A 23,330-nucleotide genomic window follows, 5' to 3' on the forward strand; every position below is an offset into this window, starting at 1 on the left:
GCGGACTATTCCAAGACGAGGCGGCCCTGCCGGCGGCCCAGATCGTCCTGCAGCATGGCATCCATGATCTGGCGCACGCGGGTTGGGGTCAGATGGTACTCACGGGCCAGCTCGTTGTAGTTGCGCCCGGTGAAGCGCTCGTACATTTCGCGGTCGCGCAGGCTGGCCCGGTAGCGCAGGCCCTTGCCCAGGTAGAAGTTGCGGCCGCCTTCTTCCGCGCTCAGGCGCTCGGTCTGCCGCAGCGCCAGGGTGGCGAGCTTGTGCAGGCGCTGCGGGGTTGGCTCCGTCTCCTCGTCTTCCACCAGTTGCACGAACAGCCACTTGGCCACGGTGCGGAGGTTCTCCGGATACCCTGGATCGAGCTGCTCGTGCAACGGGGCGAGTTGGGCCAGATCAAGCATCGCCGTCGCCCCGTGCCACCCACGCCTTGAGCGCCTCGATCAGCGTGTCCAGCTGCGGCCCGGTGGCGAAGCGCAGTGCCGACACGCCGACCTGGCGGTGCACCCAGGTGTCGAGTGCGGCCTGGCTCTTGTTGTTGACCAGGCCGTCGCGGTGTAGCTGGTGCCACAGCGCCCACACCTTGCGCTCGCGCGGGCTGGCCGCCTTCTTGGCCTGGTCGAACTGCTCGCGGGTCAGCGGGCGGCGGCGCGTGGTGGCCGGCACCAGGCCCTGGCGCTCGGCCAGGCCCTGCATGTGGTCGCGCACGCGCTGCTGCTCCGCTGCGGTCATGGCCTTGCTGCTGGTCTTGCCGGTGAGTTGCTGCAGGAGCACGCGGTAGTCGTCATCGCTTTGGGCCAGCTTGCCCTTGAGCACGTGGATGGCTGCGATGTGGTTCGCGGTCATCATGCAAGCCCTCCGTGCAAAAACGATGCGATGCCATCCGTCTGGTGCGGGCCAGTCATGGGCGCGACCTGCCTGCGGCGGTCGGGCGCATAGGACTCGTAGTAGCAGGCTTTGCAGCAGTGATAGAGCCCGCCCGTGCCGCGGGGATCGCCGAAAAAGAACTCCGTGTCGGCCGGCCACGACTCGCCACACTTGCGGCACAGCTTTTCGCCGTTGACGATCTCACTTTTCGGTCGCGCCATGCTCACCCCAGTAACAGTGGCCCCAGCCACCAGTTCCAGAGACCGACAATGCTGGTCAGCAGAAACACCGCCTGCTGGGCAAACATGCGCCAGTGGCGATTGTTGAAGCTGAAGATCAGCCAGCCCACATTGCTGACCAGAAACGCACCGAATCCGAGCCCGGGCGGATAGGCCGTGGCCAGGAGCATCGCCCCCAGCATTCCGAACACGGCAGCAGCCGTTTCAAGGGCAAGTGCACCTCGCATCAGCGGCCCCTCGTTTTGAAGGCCACGGAGACGCTTTGCGGCATTTCCGCACCCGGTGCCCCGGCGCCGGCTTTGGGACGATTTGGGACGGGTTCTGGCGCGTCGGCGGTGCCTCTGGCCCCGATGGCGGCGGCGAGTACGAGTAAAGCCCGGTCAGCGTCTGCCCCGGTGAAGCGGATCGTCGTGCTGCGCGAGGTCTGACGTACACGGATCGTCATGCGCGGCTCCCTGCGCCGCCGAGCGCTTCGATCAGATCGGGAATCAGCTTCGCCAATTCGCCCGTGGCGATGGCCACGTCGGTATCGAAGCCGCCTTCGTCGGTCTTGGTGCCGTCGAACACGCAGTCGAGGAAGGCGATCTTGCGCACCTGCAGGCAGTCGGTCAGCAGGAACGACACGCGGTCGTCCCAGGTCATCGCGAGCTTGGTGGGCAGCTTGCCGGCGGCGATGTGCTCGCGCACTTCGTCGTCCACCATGGCGCCGTGCTCAGCGCCGCGGGGCGGCACCCAGCCGATGGACTTTTCTTGCGTGGCGCCGCACTCGACGAATGGCACCTTGGCGAGGGCTTGCTCGACCTGGTCAAGCCTAGCGGGCAGGCTGGTGACGCGGTAAATGATGGCGTTCTTGATCATGGATTCCTCACTTGAGCGCGTGACGGGTCACGGCAGTGATGCCGTTCGGAAACGGCGAGCCATCGGGCAGCGCCGCGGTGGTGGCGGTCGGCGGCTCTTCAAGGAACCCGGCCCGCTCTTGCCCGGTGGCCTTGAGGTACTCCACTTCGACCTTGGCTGTGTCCACAAGCACGGAAGCGACCTGGGCAACGGCACGGGCGCGGTCAGGCTCCATGGGCTTGTCCCGGTCGCGCAGGTCGGCGAGCGTGTCCAGCAGGTGCTGGCGCAATTGGCTGATGTGCGGCGAGGCGGCTGCGGTGCTCATGCTTTTGCTCCTTCGCCAGACTCCCTGGCGATGCGATTGACTTGGCGGGTGATGGCCCCTTTGAGCTGGACCAGACGCGCAAGCTCAGGGCTCTTGTTGCGTGGGTGGTTGCGGCGAGCGTTCTCGGCCCGCGTGATGCATTCGAGCCGGTCCACCGTGATCTCTTGAGACTTCACGGTTTTCTTGCCAGGCCGGAACACCACGATGTGGCCGGCCGGGATGGCGCCATGGGCTTTGATCCACACCAGGCGATGCACGGCCACCCAGCGTCGCGCCGGGTAGATCGACGGGTCATCCGTCATCTTGCGTTCCAGGTAGCCGTCGGCGCAGATCCGCTCGCTGCCGATGGGCACGTAGTTATGACGCGCGGCACCTCGCAACTGGCCCTTCTTGAACTGGGTCGCGCGGGTGTTGGGGTGAGTGCCCGTCACCCCTTTGACGCCCTTGTTCCACGGCCTCGAGCCTGGCTGGAATCGAGATGCGACCATCGATGGCAACTGGTGCCCTCGATTGATGCGCCTGGACATATCCGAAGCCATGAAGGCGTCAGATTTGCACAGACCCAGCTGATGCGCCTTGCGGTACACCGCCTCGACCGGCCGCCCGAGTTCGCGGGCAAGGGTGCTCGCCAACAGATCGGGATACAGCTCGCGCAGCCGGCGCACTTCGTGTGGCGTCCAGGCGCGGCGCGGCGGCAGTATGTCTTGTGACTTGGTCATGGAGCCTCCACCGACTCGTCATCCTTCAGGGCAAGGGCAACCGTCTCGATGGAGTCAGCCAAGCCACCGAGTTCGTTGACACAGTACTGGTCCAGATCCTCCCACTGCTCAGCCATCTGCATAACGCTTTCGCGCATGGTTCTCAAGCGGCGGATGTGTCGCGCCGCGAGTTGCTTCTTGGTAGGTGCGCTCATGCCGTGCCGCCTTCCTTGACCTCGCCTTGGGTGAGCTCCTGCCGCACCTGCAGCAGGCGTTGCGTGAGTAGGCCCAGTTTGGACTCGCGGCCCCAGTCGCCCGGGCGGCCCGCGTACTTGAGCAGCGGGTCAAGCACGTTGATCCACTTGGCGCGCTCTTCGATGGATAAAGAGCACGTAGCGAGAGGCAAATCATCGAATGTCTTAGAGGCCGGTGCGCTGACGACCGCTGTAACGCGGCGCAGCACCTCGGCGAGCTCTTTGCGACTGTAGATGCCAGCCTCGAAGAGAGTGCCATCTTCTACTTTGTCTGCGATTACGGCTGCAAGTCGCACGAGCTCAGCAGAGGCAGCAAGTTGGACTGAGGAAAAAGTTGTCATGCTCATTGCGTCACCTCGGCCGAAGCCTCAAATGGCGTGACGATGAAATCCTCGACGCCCGTCACGATGTTGATCCCAGCAATGCCCCGCACCGCATCGGGCTCGTTCAGCATCGCTTCCTTGTTGGGCTCGTTCTTAACGCGCACGAAGCGGCCAAGGCCCATGCGCAGCAGGGTATCAAGCACCGGCTCGACGCCCCGGATGGAGACGCTGGGCGGGCGTTGCCGCCAGCTCACTTCGCCGGTGACCAGGTTGGCCGTCTTACCCAGCTTGTCGGCCTCGCCGCACAGCTCGACCCGGTGCGCTTCGCACCAGGCCTGGACGCCCGCCTGCAGGGATTCGATCCGCTGCGCCAGATCAGAGAGCGCGGGCTGGTGTTGCTGAGTGATCGCCGCGATCGCGTCGTTCATGGTGGCGCGTTCGCGCTCAAACTGGCGCTGCAGGTCGCCGATCAGGCGGATGGATTCGGCGCAGTCGTTCTTGCTCTGGGGGACTGCGGCCAGGGTCTTGGATTTGATTCGGGTTGCCATGGCGGCTCCTTTCAGTGGATGGGGTTGTTGGCGCCCAGGCCCTTGCCTGTCGCACTGGCTTTCATGAGTTCGCCGGCATAAATACCCATGGCGAAACCGGCAGCACCAAGCGCGTCGGCTGGCAGCTGCATGCAGACGAAACGATGCACACGGGAAAGTCCTTCCAGGACCAGGAAGGCGTCTTGCTCGCCTTCCAGCGCTTGGATGATTCGGCGCGCGATGACCTCCGCGCGCTCCGAAAACTCGCTCTTGCTCAATGGTGGTTGGTGCATGGGTACGTCCTCTCAGCAGCGGTAGCCGCGGCTTTCGATTCGGCGGTGATCGTCAGCACCTGCACGGGCTGCTGGCGCGGGGTTACGGGTCCATGCCGGCGCACGCATGCGGTCGTACTGGGCGGGCGGCACGGCATCCTCCGGACGGGGTGGGGCTTGGACCTTGCCGCGCGGTCGGCCCTTGGTGTTGATGGACTTGTTCATGGCTGCTCGCCTTTCTTGCGTGCGTCGATTTGCGCCCGCATCGCGCGGACCGTGGGGGATAGGCCGGCCGGTGCTGGCGCAGCAGCTGCAGGCCGCGGAGCCGGCGCTGCGGATGGCGCGGCCTGCTGCAGTACATCGCCCACCGCGGCCGGGCCATGGGTGGCGGCGCGACGTGGGCCGGTGCGCAGTTCTTGCTCGTGCTGCTGCTCGGCCTGGCCCTCCAGCTTGTCCGCCATGCCGGCCAGGATCGTGTAGAGGTAGCTGTGGTTCGTCATGGGCAGCGTCAGGCGATCCATGGAGCGGGCCGTCAGCATCTGCTCGATGGCCTGTGCCCAGTGCGCCAGAGGTGCTGCCCACTCACGGCCCTTGTGCGTGATCGACTTGGCCTCCAGTCCGGGCAGCAGCTGGCCGATCAGGCGGAGCTTCTTCGTGTTGGTCAACCTTTGCGAGGGCGGCGTGAACAGGGTCAGGTACTGCATGACCAGGTTGCCCAATGGCACGCTGATGCTGGTCAATCGGTCGAACGTGCGGTCCGACTCCATCCGCCCCAGGAGCTGCTCGAACGTGAGTTCGGCGGAGCACACCGGGCAGGCGAGCTTTTCGGGGGCCTTGGTCACAGGGGCAGCCCTCGCACATTGACGTAGCCCAGCAGCATCGCCAGGCCAATCGTCAGGGCCAGTACGGCGGCCAGCACCGCGGCATAGCAGCCCCAGGAGCGACTGGCGGCCGGCTCGAAGGCTTCGACTACGCCCGGCGCAAACACTAGCCCATCGCTGGGCAGGGAATGGGTGTTGTGCTGCACCGATTCGGTATTGCGAACCGATGGCGCAGCCTGCTGGCGCGCCTTCCAGCTGCTGTACGTCTCTACGCAGATGCGTTGCGCTGCCGGGCACTGGCGGGCCATCTGCTGGGCGGCGATCACGGCGTCATCGAAGACGCCGAGGTGGCGATCTTGCGCACCACCTGTGTGGGTGATGGTGGTCAGATAGGCAGGCATGGTCAGCACCCCGCGATCACCTGGGCGTCCACCTTGGGCCAGCCCGTCATGGCCGCCGCGTTGAGGGCGCGGCACATGAGGTTGTTGACCACCAGGGGGAAGCACATGCTCACGGCATCGCTCGCACGGCCGCCGCGCGGCATGCTGATGAGGCGCGCGCGCATCGCGTCCAGCGCATCAGGCTCCACCATGTCGGACAGCCTGGCGCCCGCGCGTTCGAACTTGTGCGCGAGGTAGCCCTCCAGGTCGTTGTCCAGCGGCTCCATCACGATCTGCTCGCAGCGCTGGACGATCTCGCGCACCTCGGGGTTCTGCTCGGACAGCAGGACGCGCAGTTCGGGCTGGCCCACCAGGCACACACCGAGCAGCCGGCGCAGGCCGTCCTTGAGCTCCATGAAATTCTTCAGGTGCTTGAGCGTGGGCAGCGGCATGCGATGCGCTTCCTCGATCATCAGCAGATGCGAGTAACCGGCCGCGCGACTGGACTTGAGGAGATCGTGGACCTGCCGGTAGCGGGCGTCCGGGCTGCTCTTGAGCGCGACGTTCGGCGCCAGGGTGCGGGCGATGCTCTCGGCGATCTGGCCGGCCTTCATGGGCTTGCCGCGCGTGTCGTTGGGTTCCATGGCCAGCACGTAGGGCTTGATCACGATGATCGGGCGGCGCTCCTCGCGGATGCGCTCTTCCAGGTCTTCGCGCAAGGTGCTCTTGCCGCTACCGCTCTCGCCCACGACGGCGATGAAACCATGGTTGACGGCCGCGTCCAGCAGCGCGGCGCGCACGTAACGCCCATGCTGGCTGGCGAACACGTCTTCGCGGCTCTGGACGTCGTCCACAAAGGGGCTGCGCAGCAGCTTGAAGTGCTTGCGGGCGGCGGGGGTGAGGGTTTCGTTTCGCAGTAGCATCGGTGCTTCCTCCAGGGGTTCGGTTGGTTCTGGGTTCACGGGGGCGGCCTCGGCGTGTTGCAAGCACTCCGGGGCCAACTTCTTTTGGGGCAGGACGATCTCGCGCAGATGCGCCATGGACGCACCGCGGGACTTGAGGTAATCCACCACGCGCTGGCGAACTTCGCCGGCCCGGCGCGCGGGCAGCAGCCCATGGGCCACCAATCGGCTGGCGGCGCTGCGCGACAGGTTGGCGGCGCGCGCGAGGTCGCGGCTTTGGATGCCCAGCTCGGCCAGAACCGGCTGCAGGGGCGGCATCACGGGGACGGACAGGGATGCGGGGATCACTGAGCACCTCCCACCACGCGCAGACCAGCGCGCACCGTGAGCCGCGCCACCAAGGCGTCGAGCTCGGTTTCCGGCACGCCTTCGGGGTGCAGGCTCTTGAGCGTGCCGACGAGCTCGGGCGACATGGCCACGCCCTTGGCCACCAGTGCCTTGGCGGCTTCGAAATGGGTGAGCAGTTCGGGCTCGGCCTGGGCCATGCGGGTGTTGGTGGTGAGCTCGGTGCCACGGCGGGGTAGGAAGTTGGGCAGGGTTGCGTCCACGATGTGCTTCTCCGGATCGACACGGCCGCCGAGCGGTAGTGCCTTGGCTTTTCTTTTGGCTGCTGCCTCCTCAAGCGTGGTCGCGCCCATGGCCAGCAGCTCGATTTCTTTGCGGTGCGCGTCGGCCTGCGTATCGGCATGGCGGCGGTAGTCCTCGCCGATGACGTTGCTGTGACCGCCCAGGCTGAATCCGTCTTCCCCTTTGGCCACCAGCGGCGCGGGGTGCAGAACTTCCTTGCCTTCGGCATCGGCATCCACCACCAGGACCGCGTTGGCCTGGTAAGGGCTGAAGGTGACCATGAGCTTTTCGCCGACCATGACGCGGGGCACGGCACTCACGTCGTACTCGGCGCCCTTGAATTCCACGCGCAGGAAGTCAGAGACCTTGCGGGATACCGGCGTGTGCGTGAGCAGTTCGCGGCACAGCTGGGGCGAGGGGGCGATGCGCAGTTGCTCGGGCTGGATGGTCATCCACTGTTGCGCACGGGCTTTGCCGTGGCGTGAGTGGACGCGGGTTGCGTTGAACCAGCGCACCCAGCGGCGCACGCGAGCGTTCAGTTCCTCCAGGCTGTGGACAGGCTTTAGGCGCAGGCCGCTTTCGAAGTCGCGCTCTAGGATGTTCCGGGCGTTCTCGACCTGGCCGGTGGCGCGGGCGTTCTCGGGCGCATGGGGTTCGGGATGCACCTGCAGCCGCTGCAGGAGGTTCTTGAACAGTCCGCTCATGTTGGCGCTGCCCATGTCCATCATCAGGATGAAGGGCACTCCATAGAAAGGGTCGTCCTGGCGTTGCTGGATGGCGGCGATGAAACTCTCCGCGATGTTGGCTGCGCTCTCACCGTCATGGACATAGGTGGCAAAAAGGGCGCCACTGTTGTGGTCGGTGACCTCGTAGCTCCAGACACGCCGGTCTTCCACGCGCTTGAGGTTCTTCGGCTTGTTCTTGTTGAACTTCGCCGCTTCCATCACCTGCAGGCCCATTTCCAGCGGGTTGCTAGTTTCCAGGTAGTACAGAACGCACAGGCTGGCGTCGATCTGCCAGACGTGGTTCGGGTGCAGGCTGCGCAGCTCCCGCGCCGGGGCGGGCTGCAGCAGCTGATCGGGGTGCAGGCCGTAGACCCGCATGGCACGGGCAATGGCACTGACAGAAAGAGGCTTGCATTCGCCCGTCTCCGGGTTGGTACGGTCGGCACGGATTTCCCCGTTGGCCCGGAGCGTCTCCACGGCATGGCCGATGGTGTAAAGGCGCTTGCCGTTCTTGCGCATGCTCTCCATCACCATGACGGCGATCAGCTTGGCTTCGTCCCGTGTCAGCGATACCTCGCCGGCATCGCTGCGCTGGCGGCGCTGCGGTCGGACCGTGGCGGCCTTGAGCTGCCGGTAAACCGTGGCGCGCGACTTGCCTGTCGCGGCGCACAGTTCATCAATCAACTCGCCTTTGCGGCCGCGCTCCGCGTCGGCGACACGTGCGGCCACCAGCGCTTCGTTGATGGGTGGGGTGACAGGTGGCATGGGAGGCTCTTACGGCTTGTCCCACTCGCTCATTTCAGCGGCCAGGCGCTGGTCGGCTGCATTGCTGACGTCGGGCAGGCTGAACTCGCTGCGCAAGGCGTTCAGCTGGGCTTGCACCTGGCCGACGAGCCCGGCCATGAACACCTCGTGCTGGGTCGCCGTGTCGCTGTGCTCACTGAGCTTGACGAGTGCTTGGCGCAGTCCGCCCAGGATCGCGCCTTCGGCATCGGCTGCGATGGCGGAGGCTTCCTTTTTGAGAGCGGCTAACGCTTCGTTGGGTGGCAGCTTCTCGATGCGCTTTAGGTCGCGGTGAAGTTTGTCGATGGTCTTGTTCTTGGAGGCCAGCACTTCCTCACTGGCCTTCAGCTCGGCTTTGGCCTCTGCGGTGGCCGCTTCTGCCAGCTCAACTTTTTCGGCGAGGTCTTCGATCACCGATAGCACTTCAGCTTTTGTGCTGCCGTTGCCGATGGCAGCGCGGACGACTTCGAGTTTTTCGGGGGCAAGTGCGCGCGCGGCTCGCAGGGCATTGCGGTTAAGGCCCAGGCGGCTCGCGGATTCGTATGCTTCCTGCCCCAGGATGTCGAATCGTTCTTCCGCTTCCATCATCGCCCGGTAACTCCGACCAAACGCCAGGGGGCAGAACTCCTCTAATGTCTGCGCACGGCGCAGACCTCCCGCAGCATCACGCAACGGTAAGTCTTTGATTCTTTTGGACTCCCTAATTTTTTTGAAGATTTGAATCTGCGCCGCGGCGCAGAACTTGCCTGTGATATCTGCCATCTGAACGGCTTTCACGTCACCTGCCAGCTCGCACAATTCAGCCAAGTCTTCCTGCGCATCGGCCTGCAGCAGGGCCCGACCAGCATCCAGCGCTTGGAAGTCTTGGTGGATCAACGCATCGTTCATAGGCGGCTCTTTGCTCTCAGGCGCGGGGGTAGGTTTCTTGGCCATGAATCAGTCTTTTGGAATGGCATAACGCTGGTCAAGCTCATCGAGCCGGCGCCTTGCTTGGTTGAGATTTGTGGAAACGGTGAAGGAGATGCGAACAAAAGGAACGCCCAGCCGCCAACGGTTGGCGCCGCTCACGCGCTCGACGAAGCCAGTCTCGGCCTCCAGCGCGGGCAGGTTGATGGAGACCCAAGAGGGCGACACGCTCAGGCCCTTGGCGATTTCGCCCGGTGCCAGGCCCAGCAGTTCGTGACCAGCCAGCAGGCGCAGCAACTCGCAGGTTTTACGCACGTTGGCCGCTAGACGAGAGGTTTGGGCTTCGCTCATGCCAGAGCCTCCTCTGAATCCAAATCGTCATCCATCAGTTGGGCCAAGCCAACTCCCATGTTTTCGACGGAAGCGGCGATGGTCATCGGGTCGAACGAATGCCAGAGCGAGCCCATGTCTGCCATGAGCAGCGCACGGAGTTCAGCGGCGCTTTGCGCCTTCTGTAGCGTGCGCATGAAATACAGAAGGTGATCCTTCTCGCGATCAAAGTCAGAAACGCGCGGCATCAGTACGTCCCGTCCCGGCTCACCGTGAAGCCGACGTAGATGTGGTTCATGGTGGTGTTAGCCCAGGCTTCGTGTGAACCCTGGGGCAGGTTGCATGGCGCATCCAAAGGCGCGAAGTCATCGCGCCAAGGCCAGTCTTCGCGGCCCACCAGCACGCTGAGCGCGCGGGGGTGGCCCGTGATGGCATGGCCTGCCGGCTGGCGAACGATTTCGGGGGTGTGGGTCATGGCTGCACCTTGCCTTCGGCCAGGCCGTAGTCGTAGCCGGCGCGCCAAGCGTCGTCTTGTGCGCTGCCAGCCGGGTAATTACTGGGCTGCGGCTCGGTGCCGTCGATCGCTTTTTCCAGGCCGCGCAGGGCGCCTGTCTTCCACTCCGGGCTGCGTGGGCAACGGCGGATTTCCGCGTTGTAGATGTGCTGGGACGACTTCATGCCGACACCCCAGCAGTGCGCGCGCGGCGCAGCTTGGGCGCTGCCACTTTGGGTGGCCAGAGCTTGTCTGCGGGGTGCCCGGTGACCTCCACGATTCGGCTTGCGATCCGGGCGCTCTTGGCCTTGCCGTTGATGACGTGCGACACCATGGAGCGCGACACGTGCAACTCATCCGCCAGGGCCGCAGGCGTGGTGCCCATCATCCTGATGGCCGCTTTGATTTCTTCTGGGTGCATGGTCTGGTACCCTTCACTTAACTTGTTTAGGTGCAGCAGGGATTTGCTGCGTTGAATGAATTATGTGAACTTGAATTCACAACGTCAAGGTATTTTTTGTGAACTCTTATGAGAATTTTGGAGAGCGTGTGCGTGAAGAGCGCAAGCGTCTCGGGTGGTCCCAGGCGAACGCTGCAAGCGCTGCAGGGGTGAGTCGTGAGATGTGGTCCAAGTACGAGTCAGGCGCAGAACCCGGAGCAAGGGTTCTGGCGGCTATTGCGGGCGCTGGAGCAGACGTGAACTACATCCTCACGGGGAGTAAGGAGCACAGTCCGCAAGTCACCTTGACAGCCGAGGAAGCGCTACTACTTGAGTACTTTCGTGAAGCGTCTAAAGATGTGCGACGTGCAGCACTGGGAGCGCTATTTGGCGCATCTGCACCTGGGCAGATAGGAGGAACGCACAGCCAGCACAACAGCGGCATGGGTGCGATTCAAATCGGCAGCATCGGAGAATCGCCAATTAAACGCAGGAGGTAGGACAGTGGAGTTGGTTCCAAAGTGGCTACGAGAATGGATCGCCAATCTCGGACCAAAGCAAAAGAACAGTGGCAGCGGTGCTGTGCAGATGGGAAACGTTGCAGGCCCAGTGCAAAACGTCACCCAGGTGCATCAGCATTTCTATGCATCGCCCGCTTCTCATTCACAGGCTGCAAGCGAACAGCCTCGTCAGGTAACTGATGCGCAGAAGGAAGTGCTGGCGTTGCTGAAGCAACTTGATAGGCCGATGCGTATCACGGTGCTGGAGTTCATGAGGCGGGAGTTCAAAACTGCGATGGTTATTGAACTGATGCCCGGGCAGCTATACAGAGTTCGACGTTACGTTGAGACAGTTAGGCGCAAAGTTGAAAAAAGGGAGCGGGCATGAAAAAACACGCAGCGGTAGTTTTGGCCGCTCTCGTTGTTGCGCCGGTATGGGCCATTAACAAATGCACTGGACAAGACGGAAAGGTGACCTATCAGGAGGCGTCATGCCCCTCTAGCGCCACGGCTAACAAAGAGCTAAAGATTCAATCAAGTGGCGCTGAGTCGAGGTCGAGTAGTTGGTCGTTCGAGAGAAAGAACGACGAAATGACAGGCAAGGTTTCTTGCTTGGCAATGTCACCAATCTCGTTCCCGAAGGCTCCGAGCGCACCGAGATTTATACCTGTCCATATGGTGGTGGCGGTGACACCAAAGTCAGAACTTATCGGCTTGAGAACGAGTGATAACAGCAATCTCTTTCATAACGACTTGAATGGAATGGGTGTGAAAACTGACAACGGTCCATTTATTCCGATGTCAGTTAAGGCGGGTAGTCATGTCGTTGGGTTCAGTGACAGTGCGGCGTTGATTGATGCTGTCTCCAACTCAAAGTACTTGATGGTGAGGGCGCGATTTTGGCCTTTCGAGCAACTGTATGACATGGCGCCAATCCCATCGAACGGATTCAGCTCAGCGCTCAAGCAGGCAAGGGAGTGTGCCGCTAAGGGCTGAAATTGACCGAATCCAATTAGGGGCCATAAACGCCACCATAAAAACAGAATTCACAACAGGGAGGAAATGGAAGATGGAAGAGCAAGTTTTCTTTGAGCACAACGGCGTCAAGGTCACGAACGCGAGGTTCGTCGTGGATGCGCAAACCTTCGCTATGAGCAACGTCACCTCGGTCAATCCGGTGACCGAGCCGCCGAGCCGCTTCGCTCTCATCTTGGGCTTGATCATCGGCGTGCTGATCGCTTTCGCATCCCCGGTTTTCGGCATCATCCTGGCCGCGATCTGCGCACTGTTCTTGTACCTGCAAAAGACCAAGTACCACGTGATGCTGCGTACTGCTGGCGGTGAGACCAAAGCTCTGAGCACCGATGAGCGGGAGTATTTCAACCAGGTGGTCGGCGCGCTGAACCAGGCCATCGTCCATCGCGGTTGATTAGAGCGCAAAGGCAATCACTGATATGAAGCCAACCACTGAGCGAAACCTGCCTGACATCGTTATTCGCAGCGAAGAAGAGGCATACGAGGTTCTTCGGAAAGCGCGCGACGGAGAGCTTGGCCCATACAATTCGATCATATTTGACGGCTGGCCCACCCTGAATCTGTATCTCCAGGGCGATAAGTTTCACCAGAGCATTACGCCCACGGTCATGAAGGGGCTGCTTGAGTTCCAAAAAGGAATTTACCGTTCTTACGCCGCTGCCAAGTACGACCACCCGGCTAAACGCCTGAGTGACAAGGAACGCGAAGATCTAGAAATTCGGGTCGATGTCAACGATGGTTCTTCTGATCTTGAAATCAATTTTCAAGAGCTTGCGGAGAAACTCTTTGAACGAATGGTGGGCAAAATGGATTCTCAGGACATCGTGATCACTATCGTGACGATTGCTGTTCTGTACTTCGGCACTTCAGCGTATCGAAGCTTCCTTGAGAATCGCAAAGAAACCCGCATCAAGGAAGTGTCTGACGAAACGCAACGCGAAACTCTTGCCACATTGAAATACACAAGTGAGCAAGAAACCAAACGCGCTCAGATCCTTGCGGACTTGGCCCGAGAAAATAACAAGGTGGACAACATTGCTCAAATCGCTTTTGACGCACAGACCGAGGTGGTCAAGGCGATGGCAGCAGGCAGTAGTTCGGAAGTTGAAGGTATTGCTTTGGCTCCTGGAATTGCAGAAGCCCTGACGCAAAACGCCCGGCGCAAGTCTGAAGAGGTCCGCCTTGACGGTGTGTACAGGCTTATCAAGTTGGACTGGTCAGACACCAGTAAATTCAAGGTTCGGGTATTCAACACCAAGTCCGGTATCTACCTGGATGCCGAAGTTCAGGACGATTCTTTGACGGGGAAATACAAAGAAGCGTTACGTGAGGCGGAGTGGAGCCGTTCGCCTGTTTCTCTGAAGATCAACGCAAAAACCTTTGGCGAAGAATCCTACCGGAACGCTGTGGTCATCAGTGCCGAAAAGTTCGTACCACCTGACGAGGTGGCATAGATTCACGACCCTTCTGGACTTTTAAGCGCTTTACTTTCCGCACCTTCGCGCGCGCGGCATCCTGCCGTGCATGGATAAAAACCGCACCACCGTCGCTGCTCTGGTCGTCTCCGCCGCTTCGCTGGTGGGCATCGCGGGCTATGAGTCTTATCGGGGCAATGCATACCTCGATTCGGGCAATGTCGCCACCATCGGCTACGGTGCTACGTCGGGCGTCAAGCTCGGCGACACAACCACGCCGGCACGAGCCCTGATCAGGCTGCACGGCGACGTTTCCGAGCACGCCCGGGCCATTCAGCGGTGCATCAAGGCACCGCTATTTCAATACGAATTCGATGCGTATCTGAGCCTGGCCTACAACATCGGCGCAGGCGCCTTCTGCAACCCTGCCAAACCGGCCGCGCCGCCGGCCTTGATCGACTTGATCAACGCGCAGCGCTACGCCGAAGCCTGCGCCCGAATCAAGGATTTCAACAAGTATCGGAACCCCAAGACCGGGCAGTTGGAGCCGCTGCGTGGGCTCACCAACCGCCGCGAGTTGGAGTACCGCACTTGCATCGGGGATGCGCCATGAAGCTGCGCATCGCTGCAGCCATGGCGCTAACCCTGGCCGCTGTCCTGGGCGTGCGGACCTGGAATGCACATCTGCTCCAGCAGGGGGATTCGCAGGGCTCTGCCCGAGTGCAGGCGGCCTGGGACAAACAAGAGGCCGAGCGCAGCGCGGCCACGGCGCGTGACAACGCCACCAAGTTCAGAAACTCCGAAAGGGTTGCCAATGAAGACGCCACACGCGAGGCCGCGCGCATGGCACGCGACGCTGCTGCTGCCGCTGCTGTTCGCGGCCTGCACCACGAAATTTCACGCCTCAACAAGCGCACCGATCCCTACCCAGCAGGTGATGCCGGCATTGCCGCCTGCACTCGCGAAGCCGCCACCGCCCGGGAGCTTTTCGGACACAGCGCGCAAGCGTATTCAGACCTGGCAGCAGCAGCTGACGGACTCCGCGACCAAGTGACTGGGTTGCAGGACTTTGCGCGCAGCGTCTGCCGTGCGCCCACCACCGAGATCGCCCGATGATTTTTGAGCTGACGATGACTAACCTCATCTCTTTGGCTGGCCTGTTCCTGGGGGCGCTGTGGGCGCTGCTCAAGGTGATCGGGCTGCAGGCGGAGAAGCGGGCGAATGAGAAGTTTGAGGCACTGCACGTGTCCATCGGCAAGCTGGGCGACGATTTGCGCCGGGAGGCAGATGCGGCTAGGCAACTGGAGACATCTTTTCTTCGATTCCAGGCCGAGCTGCCCCGCGACTATGTGCGCCGCGATGACTTCGTGCAGGCCGTGGGCGGCATCAATACCCGTATCGATAACTTCGCGCTCCGCATGGAGCGTGCGCTGGACAACAACCGCAGGGGGGAGCATCTGTGAGCCACTATTCGCCTGACATTCTTAAGGTGCGCCGCGAGGCCATCCGCTGGCATTTGCTGTCGGCCATCAATCTTTCGCGCCCGGTGGGCATCTACACCGAGGCCTTGCTGCCCATCGTGCAGTCGGTGTATGTGGATGCCACTCACCAAGAAATTCGGCGCGAGCTGGACTACCTCGAGGCCCGCGAGATGTGCGCCATCGTGCGCGATCCGCTGGACCGCTGGTCGGTTGATCTGACGCGCACGGGTATCGACTTCGTGGAGTACACGATCGATGCGCAGCCGGGAGTGGCGCGCCCCCGCATCACGCAGGGTTGACCGATGGCGCCGCGTAGCAAGGTACACACGTTGCCGCCACAGCTCAAGGAGTGGCTGGATGCCGAGCTCGTCAAGCGCGGATTCAGCGACTACGTGCAGTTGGCGGCGGACCTGCAAAGCCAGGGCGAGAGCGTTTCCAAGTCCACGCTGCACCGTTACGGCTCACAGTTCGAAAAGCGCATGGCGCAACTGAAGATGAGCACGGAACAGGCACGTGCCCTGGTTGACGCGGCGCCGGACGACGAGGACAAGCTGGGCGCGGCCGTCGTGCGCATGACGCAGGAGCGCATCTTCGGACTGTTGATGGAACTGGACATCGACCCCGAGAGCGTGGACGTGAACAAGCTGTTCAAGAACGCGGCCGAGATCGGCAAGGCGTCGGTGACCCAGAAGAAGTTCAGCCAGGCCGTGCGCAAGGAGATCGAAGAAGCGGCCCGCAAGAAGGCCCTGGAAGACGCCGCGCAGCAGGCCGGTGAAACCGGCCGGCAGCAGGGACTTTCCACCAGCGGCGTCGAGGCCCTGCGCGCGGCGATCATGGGGCAGCTGTGATGCAACCTACCAAAATTGCGCAGGCCACGCGCATCCTGATGCAGTACCAGGTGGACTGGATCGCGGACAAGTCGCAGGTCAAGATCATGGAGAAGTCGCGCCGCATCGGTATCAGCTATGCCGAGGCGGCCGACGACGTGCTCTACGCAGCCAGCGCCGAGGGCGCCAACGTCTATTACATCTCGTACAACAAAGAGATGACGGCGGGCTTCATCCAGGACTGCGCCACATGGGCCCGGGCTTTCAACGCGGCTGCGGGCCAGATCGAAGAGTCGGTGATCGAAGAAGAGGACAAGCAGATCCTCACATACACGATCAAGTTCGACAGCGGCCACATGATCCAGGCGTTCACCAGCAGCCCGCGCAACTTGCGCTCCAAGGGCCGGCCTGGTGAGCGCCTGGTCGTGGACGAAGGAGCATTCCTGGATGACATCAAGGAGGTGCTCAAAGCTGCCATGGCCATGACCATGTGGGGCGGGCAGATCCGCATCATCGGCACCCACGACGGCGACGACAACCCTTTCAATGAGCTGATCAACGACGTGCGGGCCGGCAAGTTCCCCTACAGCGTCCACCGCGTCGATCTGGACGATGCGCTGCGCGACGGGCTCTACCGCAAGATCTGTGCGGTCACCGGCCAGGAGTGGTCCCTGGAGCGCGAGGTGGAGTGGCGCCAGACCATGATCAACCGCTACAAGCCCAACGAGGACGAGGAGCTTTTCTGCATTCCGTCCAAGGGCGGCGGCGCCTGGCTGAGCCGCGCACTGATCGAGGATCGAATGCGCGCCGCACCGGTGATTCGCTTCACGGGCACCGCAGATTTCAACAACGCTCGGCCCGATCTGCGCGAGCGCGAAATGCAGGATTGGATTGATGAGCACCTGATGCCGCTGCTGCGATTCGTTCCCGAGTTGCGGCACGCACTGGGCATGGACTTCGGGCGCAGCGGCGACTTGTCTTGCATCGCCCCGGCCGAGATCGCCTCCAACCTGCGGGTGCGCATCCCATTTCTGGTGGAGCTCAAGAACGTCCCTTACAACCAGCAGTTGCAGGTGTTGTACGCCATTGCCGATGCACTGCCGAGGCGATCAGGCATGGTGATCGACAGCCGGGGTAATGGCAGCTATGTGGGGGAAGCCGCGCACGACAAATACGGCTCGGTGGTCCAGCGGCTCATGCCCACCGAAGGCTGGTACCGCGACAACATGCCGCCTTACAAAGCGGCCTTTGAAGACGACACCGTGGAGATCCCCAAACATGACGGCCTGCTGCAATCCCACCGGGCCATCCGGCTGGTCCGCGGGGTGCCACGCATGCCTGAGGGCAAGACGACCGATGGCGGTCACGGCGACAACGCAATGGCCTGCGTATACGCGCACGCGGCGACACGCATGAATTTTGGCCCGGTGCACGCCGCGAGCCGTCCCCGCAGCAGCGCGCTATCTCTTGAAGGGTATTGAGCACCATGTCCCGAGGCATCTATGTGTCCCCCACCGAGTTCGTCTCGTTCGCCGAGGCTCGGCAGGGTTCGACCCTGTCAAAGCAGATCGCAACGCGCGAGCGCAGCACCGACTTGGCAGGCTTCGGCTTCCTGTTGCCCAACCCCGACCCGATCCTGAAGCGCCAGGGTAAAGACATCAGCGTATACCGCGATCTGCGCAGTGATGCGCATGTGGGCGGCTGCATTCGTCGACGCAAGGCCGCCGTGAAGGCGCTGGAGTGGCGGGTGCAGCGTGGCAGGGCCAGCGCACGTGCAACGCGTCTGGCGAACGATCTGCTCGCCACCTATGACATGGACACGCTGATCAACGAAATCACCGAGGCGGTGCTGTTTGGCTGGCAACCCCTCGAACTTGTGTGGGGCACGCGCAATGGGGCGAACGTACCGCTGCAGGTAATCGGCAAGCCACCGGAGTGGTTCTTCTTTGACACCCAGGCGCAACTGCGTTTTCGCAGCCGCGAGCAGCCTATGCTTGGCGAGCCGCTGGAGCCGCGGAAATTCCTACTCGCACGCCAAGAGGCCAGCTACGCCAATCCCTACGGACATGCGGATCTGTCCATGTGCTTTTGGCCGGCGATTTTCAAGCGTGGCGGGCTCAAGTTCTGGGTGACGTTCACCGAGAAATACGGTACGCCCTGGTTGGTGGGCAAGCAGCCACGTGGCACGCCTGGGACCGAGGTGGATGCGCTGCTGGATAAGTTGGAGGCCATGATTCAGGACGCGGTGGCGGCGATTCCTGACGATTCGAGCATCGACATCCTGGAGGCCGGCGACAAGGGGGCCAGTGCTGACCTCTACGAACGGCTGCTGATGTTCTGCCGCTCCGAGATCAGCATCGCGCTGTTGGGCCAGAACCAAAGCACGGAATCCAAAAGCAATCGCGCCAGCGCGGAGGCAGGATTGGAGGTGGCCAAGACGATCCGCGATGGTGATGCCACTCTGGCGGCGGCCACCATCAACCAATTGCTGCGGTGGGTGACCGACGTGAACGAAGGCGAGCAATCACCAGCCCCCACCTTCGAGCTGTTCGAGGAGGAAGACGTCAACACGGAGCAGGCCACGCGCGATGAGACGCTGAGCCGCGCAGGGGTGCGCTTCACGCCGGCTTACTGGCAGCGTGTTTACAAGCTGGAAGCTGGCGACCTCGAAGTGGCTATGCCGCTCGAGCCAGCGACTGGCGAGCCACCCGTGGCCTTTGCCGAGCGCGACGTGACGCAGGCCACCAGCGACACTTTGGCAGCGCTTGGCACGGCAGGCGCGCCGGTGGTGGACAACTGGGTCAAGCAACTGCGTGACCTCGTGGACACGTACGACGAACCCCAGGCGCTGCAGGACGCATTGTTGGATGCCTATGCCGATCTGTCCACGGCCGACCTGACCGAGCTAATGGCGATGGCTTTCGAGCTGGCTCATTTACGTGGGCGCGATCAAGCGGCGCAGGAGGCTGGCCGTGGCTGAACTCGGATCTGTGGCCCGGAGCACAGTGGAAGGCGCGCGCCAGCAGTTCCAGGAACAGATCGGGTTCCTTCGGCGCAAGCTGAATCTGCCTAGCGAGTCTTGGCGTGACATTCAACGTGCGGCCCACGACCGCGCTTTCATGGTGGCCGGTGCCGCCAAGGCAGACCTGCTGGCGGATTTGCGCAAAGCGGTAGACCAAGCTGTCCAAGGCGGCAGCATCGGGGAGTTCCGCAAGCAGTTTGCCGACATCGTTGCAAAGCGCGGTTGGACTGGCTGGACAGGCGAAGGAAGCCAAGCTGGCGAAGCATGGCGCACTCGGGTGATCTACAAAACCAACCTGGCCACTTCCTACGCGGCCGGGCGCCGTACGCAGTTGCTGGACCCTGCATTGCTTAAGCGCCGTCCGTTTTGGCGCTACGTGCACAGCGACAGCGTGGTGCACCCCAGACCACTCCATAAGCAGTGGGGCGACATGCGGCTGACTCTGCGCCACGACCACCCTTTCTGGCAAAGCCACTTCCCACCGAATGACTTTGGATGCGAATGCCGCGTAGTGGCAGTAGCGGCGCCTCGCGAGGGGGACTCCAGCGAGCCCCCGGACGGGTGGGACGCCGTCGATCCGCGCACGGGCACGCCTGCAGGGGTTGGCGAAGGCTGGGACTACGCACCAGGCGCGCGGGCTGACGACGATCTGCGATCGTTCGTACAGGACAAGCTGATCGACTACCCCCCAGCCATCGGCAAGGCACTGTCGGCCGATGTCAATCGCTATATCAATGCCGAGGACCTGGTGCCCGACTTCGTGCGTGATGTGCTTGCAGATCGACAGCGGCGCGACCCGCTTTGGCTGGGGTTTGTGGAGCGTGCCGACTGGGTCGGCTCCGCAGCTGGTGCCGACGTGCGCGGCTACACGATCCTTCTTCCTGCCGAGGCACCTCGGCATGTCGATGCCTCGCACGGCTTTGATGGCTCAGGCCAACGCCCGGCCACGCCGCAGGACTATGGACAGCTTGAGTCGGTGCTCAATGATCCCGATGCGCTGCGCGCAGGCGAGAAATCGCGCAACGGTAATCCCACGGTGGTGGCCACCAAGGTGATCAACGGAGAAACGTTCAGGGCGGTGTGGGAGGTGCTGGCAGGCAAACGCAATCGGTCGCTGCAACTGAGCTCGCTGGTGATCAAAACGGCTCAGAAATGACAAGGCCTCGCGCTCCGACCACAACGTTCAAGACGAAACCGGTGTTGACTACCGGAGGTCGATGCACAAGGCAGTGCCGATCTTACGAGGAGTGCTTCGATGGCGCAAATCATTGAATTGACCAGCCGCAACGGGCTGGATTACCTGCATGGCCTGCTGGAGAGGGGGCAGGACATGCAGCCTTTGCTGCTGGAGATCGGCGAAGACTTGACCGAATCCACCAAGCAGCGGTTTTCCTCGGCCACGGGCCCGGATGGCACTGCCTGGGCACCGAACAGCGGGCTCACCCTGGCCCGGTACAGCTCGATGTTTGCACGCAAGAAGGATGGCGAGCTGACAAAGAGGAGCGCGCAGAAGCTGGCCGGCAAGAAGCCATTGACCGGGGAGACCAGAGCGCTGGCCACGACGATCAACTACCAGGTCCGCGATGTTGGCGCGGTAGGCATCGGCAGTCCCATGGTCTATGCGGCCACACACCAGCACGGTGCGAAGTCGGGTGAGTTCGGCTTCGGGCTGTACGCCACCCGCGTGGGGAGCTTCCCGATCCCGTGGGGCGACATCCCCGCCCGGCCATTTTTGGGCGCATCGGATTCAGACAAGGCAAACATCGTCAGCCTGGTGCAGAGCTACCTAATGGAAGGCTGAATCCGGTCCGAATTGAAAAAGGCGCCAATCCAGCGCCTTTTTTTCTTGAGCTCCACTATTTCCCGTCAGGAAAGAGAATTGCAGAGTTCCGAGCCCACCTCGCCCCAGTTCTTCCCGGAACTTCCCATTTATCGCACCTCCCTCTCTTCCTTTATCTCACTCCCGTTCACCTCGGTCAGGCGTCAATCCACCTTGGCGCCCGACGCCTTCACCACCTGCGCCCACTTCCTCTGCTCGTTGTCGATGTGCTTGGCGAAGTCGGCGGGGGAGTTGCCGCCGGGAATCGCTCCCTGCGCGAGAAGGCGCTCCTTCACGGCGGGGGTGGCCAGGGCCTTGGCGGTTTCCTGCTGGATGCGGGCGACGATGTCGGGCGGGGTGCCGGCGGGTGCGAGCAGGCCGAACCACGAACTGGCCTCATAGCCCTTCAGTTCGGGGCCGCCGACCTCCTCGACCGTGGGCACGTCGGGCAATGCGGGCGAGCGGTGGGCGCTGGTCACGGCCAGTGCCTTGAGCTTGCCGGCCTTGATCTGCGCCATGGAGGACGGCAGGTTGTCGAACATCACGTCCATGTTGCCGCCCACCATGTCCAGCAGCGCGGGGCCGGAGCCGCGATAGGGCATGTGCAGCATGTAGGTGCCGGTCATGCTCTTGAAGAGTTCCCCGGCCAGGTGGATCGAGGTGCCGTTGCCGCTCGATGCCATGTTCAGCTGGCCCGGGTGCGCCTTGGCGTAGCGGATGAAGTCGGCCACCGAGTTGATGCCCAGGGTGCGCGCCTTGTCGGCGTTGATCTCCATCACGTTGGGCACGGCCGCCACGAGCGTGATCGGCACGAAGTCCTTGATGGGGTCGTACGGCAGCTTGCTGTACAGCGCGCGGTTGATGCCGTGCGTGCCCACGGTGCCCATGAGCAGGGTGTAGCCGTCGGCCGGCGATTTGGCGACGATCTCGGCACCGATGTTGCCTCCCGCGCCGCCCCGGTTGTCCACGATGAACTGCTGCCCGAACACGCGGCCCAGCTCGGGCGCCACGGCGCGCGCCAGGATGTCGGTCGTGCCGCCGGGTGCGAACGGCACGACGATGCGCACCGGCTTGTTCGGCCACCCGCCGGCCTGGGCGTGGGCGCTGGGCAGCGCGTTCCACAGGCACGCGGCCAGCAGCACGCAGGCGAACGCCACGGCGCGGCGGCGCGGCGTGAACGCCTCGGAAACGGTGGAGCGGGCGAAGGCGGAACGCGCGGGGGCTGAAGGGCGCGGGGACGAGGAAGCGGAAAAGCGCATGGGGTTCGATCCTTGGGGCTGGCAGTCAATTCCCCGTTTTAGGCACCGCAGCGCGGGCAGGGCAGAGGGATGACCCGTAGGCCGCAGCGAGTTCCACGCCGCGCAAAGACGGCGCGCCAAAGAAAAACCGCCCGGCGGCACGGGGCCACGGGGCGGTCGAGGGCCAGGCCGGGCGCTGGATGACTGCGCAGCGCGGGGCCCGTGCCGATGCGGTCAGTCGGCGTAGGTGCCGGCGGCTTTGATGATCGGGCCCCACTTGTCGATCTCGGCCTGCACGAACTTCTTGTGTGCGGCGGGTTCGATGCGCTTGTCGGCGGCGACCACGGCGCCCAGGCCTTCCTGCTTCTTGATGAAGTCGGGGTCTTTCAAGGCGACCTTGAGGGCGTCGTTGATCTTCTTGAGCACGTCGGCCGGCGTGCCCTTGGGGGCGTACAGGCCGTGCCAGATCGTGACCTGGAAGTCCTTCAGGCCGGACTCGGACAGCGTGGGCAGGTCTTTCAGCGAGGGCGTGGTCAGGCGCTTGTCGGTGGTGACGGCGTAGGCCTTGACCTTCTTGGCCTCGATCTGCGAGGTGGTGTTGGTCGTCTGGTCGCACAGCAGGTCGATCTGCCCACCGATCAGGTCGGTGATGGCGGGGGCCGTGCCCTTGTAGGGAACGGGGGTCATCTCGACCTTCAGCGCGCTCTGGAACAGCAGGCCGCACAGGTGCGAGGCGGCGCCCAGGCCGGCGTGGCCGAGGTTGATCTTGCCCTTGTTCTGGTCGATCCAGGTCGCCAGTTCCTTGTAGTTGTTGGCGGGCATCGAGGGACGCGCGATGAGCGTCATCGGCACGTCGTTCACCATGCCCAGGTATTCGAAGTCGTTCGGCACGCTGAACGGCAGCTTGCGGTACAGCGCAGGCATGGTGGCCATGCCGATGTGGTTGAGCAGCAGCGTGTAGCCGTCGGGGTTGGCGCGCGCCACCTTGGCCGTGCCGATGGTGCTCCCCGCACCCGCGGCGTTGTCGATGACCACGCTCACCCCGCCCAGAGGCTTGCGCAGCGCCTCGGCCAGATCGCGCGCCACGCGATCGGTCGGGCCGCCGGCCGCGAACGGCACGACGATCGTGACCGTCTTGTCCTTGGAGGGATAGCCCTGCGCCTGCGCGCCGAAAGCAACGGCCACGGCTGCGGCCACCAATGCGGTCTTGAATATGGTTTTCATGAGGTTCCTTTGAAAATACGCGCC

The 23,330-nt window shown here is 62.9% G+C and carries 38 protein-coding genes; 14 read left to right on the forward strand and 24 right to left on the reverse strand.

The annotated features are described in order from the left end of the window. Positions 1 to 5: 5 nt before the first annotated feature. The 22 genes from AVHM3334_RS08850 to AVHM3334_RS08955 all read right to left on the reverse strand — a co-directional run bounded on the left by AVHM3334_RS08850 (position 6) and on the right by AVHM3334_RS08955 (position 10,727). A complete protein-coding gene (locus AVHM3334_RS08850) occupies positions 6 to 401 on the reverse strand; it encodes a Mor transcription activator family protein (RefSeq protein ID WP_284411484.1) in 396 nt (131 codons plus the stop codon). Further along, positions 394 to 846, reverse strand: coding sequence for a regulatory protein GemA (locus AVHM3334_RS08855; protein ID WP_284411486.1), 453 nt, complete (start codon positions 844 to 846; stop codon positions 394 to 396). Before AVHM3334_RS08855 ends, AVHM3334_RS08850 begins: the two co-directional genes overlap by 8 nt. After that, on the reverse strand, positions 843 to 1,085 hold the full coding sequence (locus tag AVHM3334_RS08860; RefSeq protein WP_284411488.1) for a hypothetical protein: 243 nt from the start codon (positions 1,083 to 1,085) through the stop codon (positions 843 to 845). Before AVHM3334_RS08860 ends, AVHM3334_RS08855 begins: the two co-directional genes overlap by 4 nt. Before the next feature lie 2 nt (positions 1,086 to 1,087). Beyond that, positions 1,088 to 1,330, reverse strand: coding sequence for a hypothetical protein (locus tag AVHM3334_RS08865; RefSeq protein ID WP_284411489.1), 243 nt, complete (start codon positions 1,328 to 1,330; stop codon positions 1,088 to 1,090). Positions 1,331 to 1,544: 214 nt separating this feature from the next. Continuing rightward, positions 1,545 to 1,961: a recombination-associated protein RdgC gene (gene rdgC / locus AVHM3334_RS08870; RefSeq protein WP_284411491.1), complete on the reverse strand. Its 417-nt coding sequence runs from the start codon at positions 1,959 to 1,961 to the stop codon at positions 1,545 to 1,547. A 7-nt stretch (positions 1,962 to 1,968) separates the two neighbouring features. Beyond that, entirely contained in the window at positions 1,969 to 2,265 is a 297-nt protein-coding gene (locus AVHM3334_RS08875) for a hypothetical protein (protein WP_284411493.1), read from the reverse strand. Further along, positions 2,262 to 2,984 carry an HNH endonuclease signature motif containing protein gene (locus tag AVHM3334_RS08880; RefSeq protein WP_284411495.1) on the reverse strand — a complete coding sequence of 241 codons (723 nt, stop codon included), beginning with the start codon at positions 2,982 to 2,984 and terminating at the stop codon, positions 2,262 to 2,264. Before AVHM3334_RS08880 ends, AVHM3334_RS08875 begins: the two co-directional genes overlap by 4 nt. Further along, positions 2,981 to 3,178 (reverse strand): hypothetical protein, encoded by a 198-nt coding sequence (locus AVHM3334_RS08885; protein ID WP_284411497.1) that lies wholly within the window; start codon positions 3,176 to 3,178, stop codon positions 2,981 to 2,983. The genes AVHM3334_RS08880 and AVHM3334_RS08885 overlap by 4 nt, the downstream gene beginning before the upstream one ends. Then, a complete protein-coding gene (locus tag AVHM3334_RS08890) occupies positions 3,175 to 3,564 on the reverse strand; it encodes a hypothetical protein (RefSeq protein ID WP_284411499.1) in 390 nt (129 codons plus the stop codon). Before AVHM3334_RS08890 ends, AVHM3334_RS08885 begins: the two co-directional genes overlap by 4 nt. Next, the gene (locus tag AVHM3334_RS08895) at positions 3,561 to 4,088 is read right to left on the reverse strand and encodes a host-nuclease inhibitor Gam family protein (protein WP_284411500.1); all 528 of its coding nucleotides are present in this window, start codon (positions 4,086 to 4,088) and stop codon (positions 3,561 to 3,563) included. Before AVHM3334_RS08895 ends, AVHM3334_RS08890 begins: the two co-directional genes overlap by 4 nt. 11 nt (positions 4,089 to 4,099) lie before the next feature. Continuing rightward, positions 4,100 to 4,360: a hypothetical protein gene (locus AVHM3334_RS08900; RefSeq protein ID WP_284411502.1), complete on the reverse strand. Its 261-nt coding sequence runs from the start codon at positions 4,358 to 4,360 to the stop codon at positions 4,100 to 4,102. 12 nt (positions 4,361 to 4,372) lie between these two features. Continuing rightward, positions 4,373 to 4,564: a hypothetical protein gene (locus AVHM3334_RS08905; RefSeq protein WP_284411504.1), complete on the reverse strand. Its 192-nt coding sequence runs from the start codon at positions 4,562 to 4,564 to the stop codon at positions 4,373 to 4,375. Next, positions 4,561 to 5,181, reverse strand: a complete 621-nt coding sequence (locus tag AVHM3334_RS08910) for an HI_1489 N-terminal domain-containing protein (RefSeq protein WP_284411506.1) — start codon at positions 5,179 to 5,181, stop codon at positions 4,561 to 4,563. The genes AVHM3334_RS08905 and AVHM3334_RS08910 overlap by 4 nt, the downstream gene beginning before the upstream one ends. After that, a complete protein-coding gene (locus tag AVHM3334_RS08915; protein ID WP_284411508.1) occupies positions 5,178 to 5,561 on the reverse strand; it encodes a hypothetical protein in 384 nt (127 codons plus the stop codon). Before AVHM3334_RS08915 ends, AVHM3334_RS08910 begins: the two co-directional genes overlap by 4 nt. Positions 5,562 to 5,563: 2 nt before the next feature. Further along, on the reverse strand, positions 5,564 to 6,790 hold the full coding sequence (locus AVHM3334_RS08920) for an ExeA family protein (RefSeq protein WP_284411511.1): 1,227 nt from the start codon (positions 6,788 to 6,790) through the stop codon (positions 5,564 to 5,566). Further along, positions 6,787 to 8,559 carry an integrase gene (locus AVHM3334_RS08925; protein WP_284411513.1) on the reverse strand — a complete coding sequence of 591 codons (1,773 nt, stop codon included), beginning with the start codon at positions 8,557 to 8,559 and terminating at the stop codon, positions 6,787 to 6,789. Before AVHM3334_RS08925 ends, AVHM3334_RS08920 begins: the two co-directional genes overlap by 4 nt. 9 nt (positions 8,560 to 8,568) lie before the next feature. Next, on the reverse strand, positions 8,569 to 9,465 hold the full coding sequence (locus tag AVHM3334_RS08930) for a hypothetical protein (protein WP_284411514.1): 897 nt from the start codon (positions 9,463 to 9,465) through the stop codon (positions 8,569 to 8,571). Positions 9,466 to 9,513: 48 nt separating this feature from the next. Further along, positions 9,514 to 9,834 (reverse strand): IclR family transcriptional regulator, encoded by a 321-nt coding sequence (locus tag AVHM3334_RS08935; protein ID WP_284411516.1) that lies wholly within the window; start codon positions 9,832 to 9,834, stop codon positions 9,514 to 9,516. Continuing rightward, positions 9,831 to 10,061, reverse strand: a complete 231-nt coding sequence (locus tag AVHM3334_RS08940) for a hypothetical protein (protein ID WP_284411518.1) — start codon at positions 10,059 to 10,061, stop codon at positions 9,831 to 9,833. The genes AVHM3334_RS08935 and AVHM3334_RS08940 overlap by 4 nt, the downstream gene beginning before the upstream one ends. Next, positions 10,061 to 10,288, reverse strand: coding sequence for a hypothetical protein (locus AVHM3334_RS08945; protein WP_284411520.1), 228 nt, complete (start codon positions 10,286 to 10,288; stop codon positions 10,061 to 10,063). The genes AVHM3334_RS08940 and AVHM3334_RS08945 overlap by 1 nt, the downstream gene beginning before the upstream one ends. Further along, positions 10,285 to 10,491 carry a hypothetical protein gene (locus AVHM3334_RS08950; protein ID WP_284411522.1) on the reverse strand — a complete coding sequence of 69 codons (207 nt, stop codon included), beginning with the start codon at positions 10,489 to 10,491 and terminating at the stop codon, positions 10,285 to 10,287. The genes AVHM3334_RS08945 and AVHM3334_RS08950 overlap by 4 nt, the downstream gene beginning before the upstream one ends. Beyond that, positions 10,488 to 10,727: a helix-turn-helix domain-containing protein gene (locus tag AVHM3334_RS08955; RefSeq protein ID WP_284411524.1), complete on the reverse strand. Its 240-nt coding sequence runs from the start codon at positions 10,725 to 10,727 to the stop codon at positions 10,488 to 10,490. Before AVHM3334_RS08955 ends, AVHM3334_RS08950 begins: the two co-directional genes overlap by 4 nt. A 128-nt stretch (positions 10,728 to 10,855) precedes the next feature. On the opposite strand from AVHM3334_RS08955, the gene AVHM3334_RS24035 reads away from it, so the two are divergent. From AVHM3334_RS24035 to AVHM3334_RS09025, 14 genes are all read left to right on the forward strand, one after another. Beyond that, complete coding sequence (locus AVHM3334_RS24035) at positions 10,856 to 11,245, forward strand: helix-turn-helix domain-containing protein (protein WP_284411632.1); 390 nt, start codon at positions 10,856 to 10,858, stop codon at positions 11,243 to 11,245. A gap of 4 nt (positions 11,246 to 11,249) precedes the next feature. Further along, entirely contained in the window at positions 11,250 to 11,633 is a 384-nt protein-coding gene (locus AVHM3334_RS08965; RefSeq protein ID WP_284411525.1) for a hypothetical protein, read from the forward strand. Next, entirely contained in the window at positions 11,630 to 12,241 is a 612-nt protein-coding gene (locus AVHM3334_RS08970) for a hypothetical protein (protein WP_284411527.1), read from the forward strand. Before AVHM3334_RS08965 ends, AVHM3334_RS08970 begins: the two co-directional genes overlap by 4 nt. 73 nt (positions 12,242 to 12,314) lie before the next feature. Beyond that, complete coding sequence (locus AVHM3334_RS08975; RefSeq protein ID WP_284411529.1) at positions 12,315 to 12,674, forward strand: DUF6232 family protein; 360 nt, start codon at positions 12,315 to 12,317, stop codon at positions 12,672 to 12,674. Positions 12,675 to 12,699: 25 nt separating this feature from the next. After that, positions 12,700 to 13,734 carry a hypothetical protein gene (locus tag AVHM3334_RS08980; RefSeq protein WP_284411531.1) on the forward strand — a complete coding sequence of 345 codons (1,035 nt, stop codon included), beginning with the start codon at positions 12,700 to 12,702 and terminating at the stop codon, positions 13,732 to 13,734. Positions 13,735 to 13,804: 70 nt separating this feature from the next. Next, a complete protein-coding gene (locus AVHM3334_RS08985; protein ID WP_284411533.1) occupies positions 13,805 to 14,308 on the forward strand; it encodes a glycoside hydrolase family protein in 504 nt (167 codons plus the stop codon). Then, the gene (locus tag AVHM3334_RS08990) at positions 14,305 to 14,811 is read left to right on the forward strand and encodes a hypothetical protein (protein WP_284411535.1); all 507 of its coding nucleotides are present in this window, start codon (positions 14,305 to 14,307) and stop codon (positions 14,809 to 14,811) included. Before AVHM3334_RS08985 ends, AVHM3334_RS08990 begins: the two co-directional genes overlap by 4 nt. After that, a complete protein-coding gene (locus AVHM3334_RS08995) occupies positions 14,808 to 15,158 on the forward strand; it encodes a hypothetical protein (protein WP_284411537.1) in 351 nt (116 codons plus the stop codon). Before AVHM3334_RS08990 ends, AVHM3334_RS08995 begins: the two co-directional genes overlap by 4 nt. Then, positions 15,155 to 15,475 carry a hypothetical protein gene (locus AVHM3334_RS09000; protein ID WP_272550308.1) on the forward strand — a complete coding sequence of 107 codons (321 nt, stop codon included), beginning with the start codon at positions 15,155 to 15,157 and terminating at the stop codon, positions 15,473 to 15,475. Before AVHM3334_RS08995 ends, AVHM3334_RS09000 begins: the two co-directional genes overlap by 4 nt. Before the next feature lie 3 nt (positions 15,476 to 15,478). Continuing rightward, entirely contained in the window at positions 15,479 to 16,024 is a 546-nt protein-coding gene (locus AVHM3334_RS09005) for a DUF3486 family protein (protein ID WP_284411539.1), read from the forward strand. Then, entirely contained in the window at positions 16,024 to 17,484 is a 1,461-nt protein-coding gene (locus tag AVHM3334_RS09010; RefSeq protein ID WP_284411541.1) for a hypothetical protein, read from the forward strand. Before AVHM3334_RS09005 ends, AVHM3334_RS09010 begins: the two co-directional genes overlap by 1 nt. A 5-nt stretch (positions 17,485 to 17,489) precedes the next feature. Then, a complete protein-coding gene (locus AVHM3334_RS09015) occupies positions 17,490 to 18,983 on the forward strand; it encodes a DUF935 domain-containing protein (RefSeq protein ID WP_284411543.1) in 1,494 nt (497 codons plus the stop codon). Continuing rightward, positions 18,976 to 20,181, forward strand: coding sequence for a phage minor head protein (locus tag AVHM3334_RS09020; RefSeq protein ID WP_284411545.1), 1,206 nt, complete (start codon positions 18,976 to 18,978; stop codon positions 20,179 to 20,181). The genes AVHM3334_RS09015 and AVHM3334_RS09020 overlap by 8 nt, the downstream gene beginning before the upstream one ends. 99 nt (positions 20,182 to 20,280) lie before the next feature. Beyond that, positions 20,281 to 20,826: a phage virion morphogenesis protein gene (locus AVHM3334_RS09025; protein ID WP_284411547.1), complete on the forward strand. Its 546-nt coding sequence runs from the start codon at positions 20,281 to 20,283 to the stop codon at positions 20,824 to 20,826. A gap of 182 nt (positions 20,827 to 21,008) precedes the next feature. Here AVHM3334_RS09025 and AVHM3334_RS09030 read toward each other — a convergent pair whose 3' ends face one another. Both AVHM3334_RS09030 and AVHM3334_RS09035 read right to left on the reverse strand, forming a co-directional pair. Next, positions 21,009 to 22,103 (reverse strand): Bug family tripartite tricarboxylate transporter substrate binding protein, encoded by a 1,095-nt coding sequence (locus AVHM3334_RS09030; protein WP_284411549.1) that lies wholly within the window; start codon positions 22,101 to 22,103, stop codon positions 21,009 to 21,011. Between the two features lie 213 nt (positions 22,104 to 22,316). Then, positions 22,317 to 23,306, reverse strand: a complete 990-nt coding sequence (locus AVHM3334_RS09035; RefSeq protein WP_284411551.1) for a tripartite tricarboxylate transporter substrate-binding protein — start codon at positions 23,304 to 23,306, stop codon at positions 22,317 to 22,319. Between the last annotated feature and the right edge of the window lie 24 nt (positions 23,307 to 23,330).

It is taken from the genome of Acidovorax sp. SUPP3334 (assembly GCF_030159055.1).
Taxonomy (GTDB): domain Bacteria; phylum Pseudomonadota; class Gammaproteobacteria; order Burkholderiales; family Burkholderiaceae_C; genus Paracidovorax.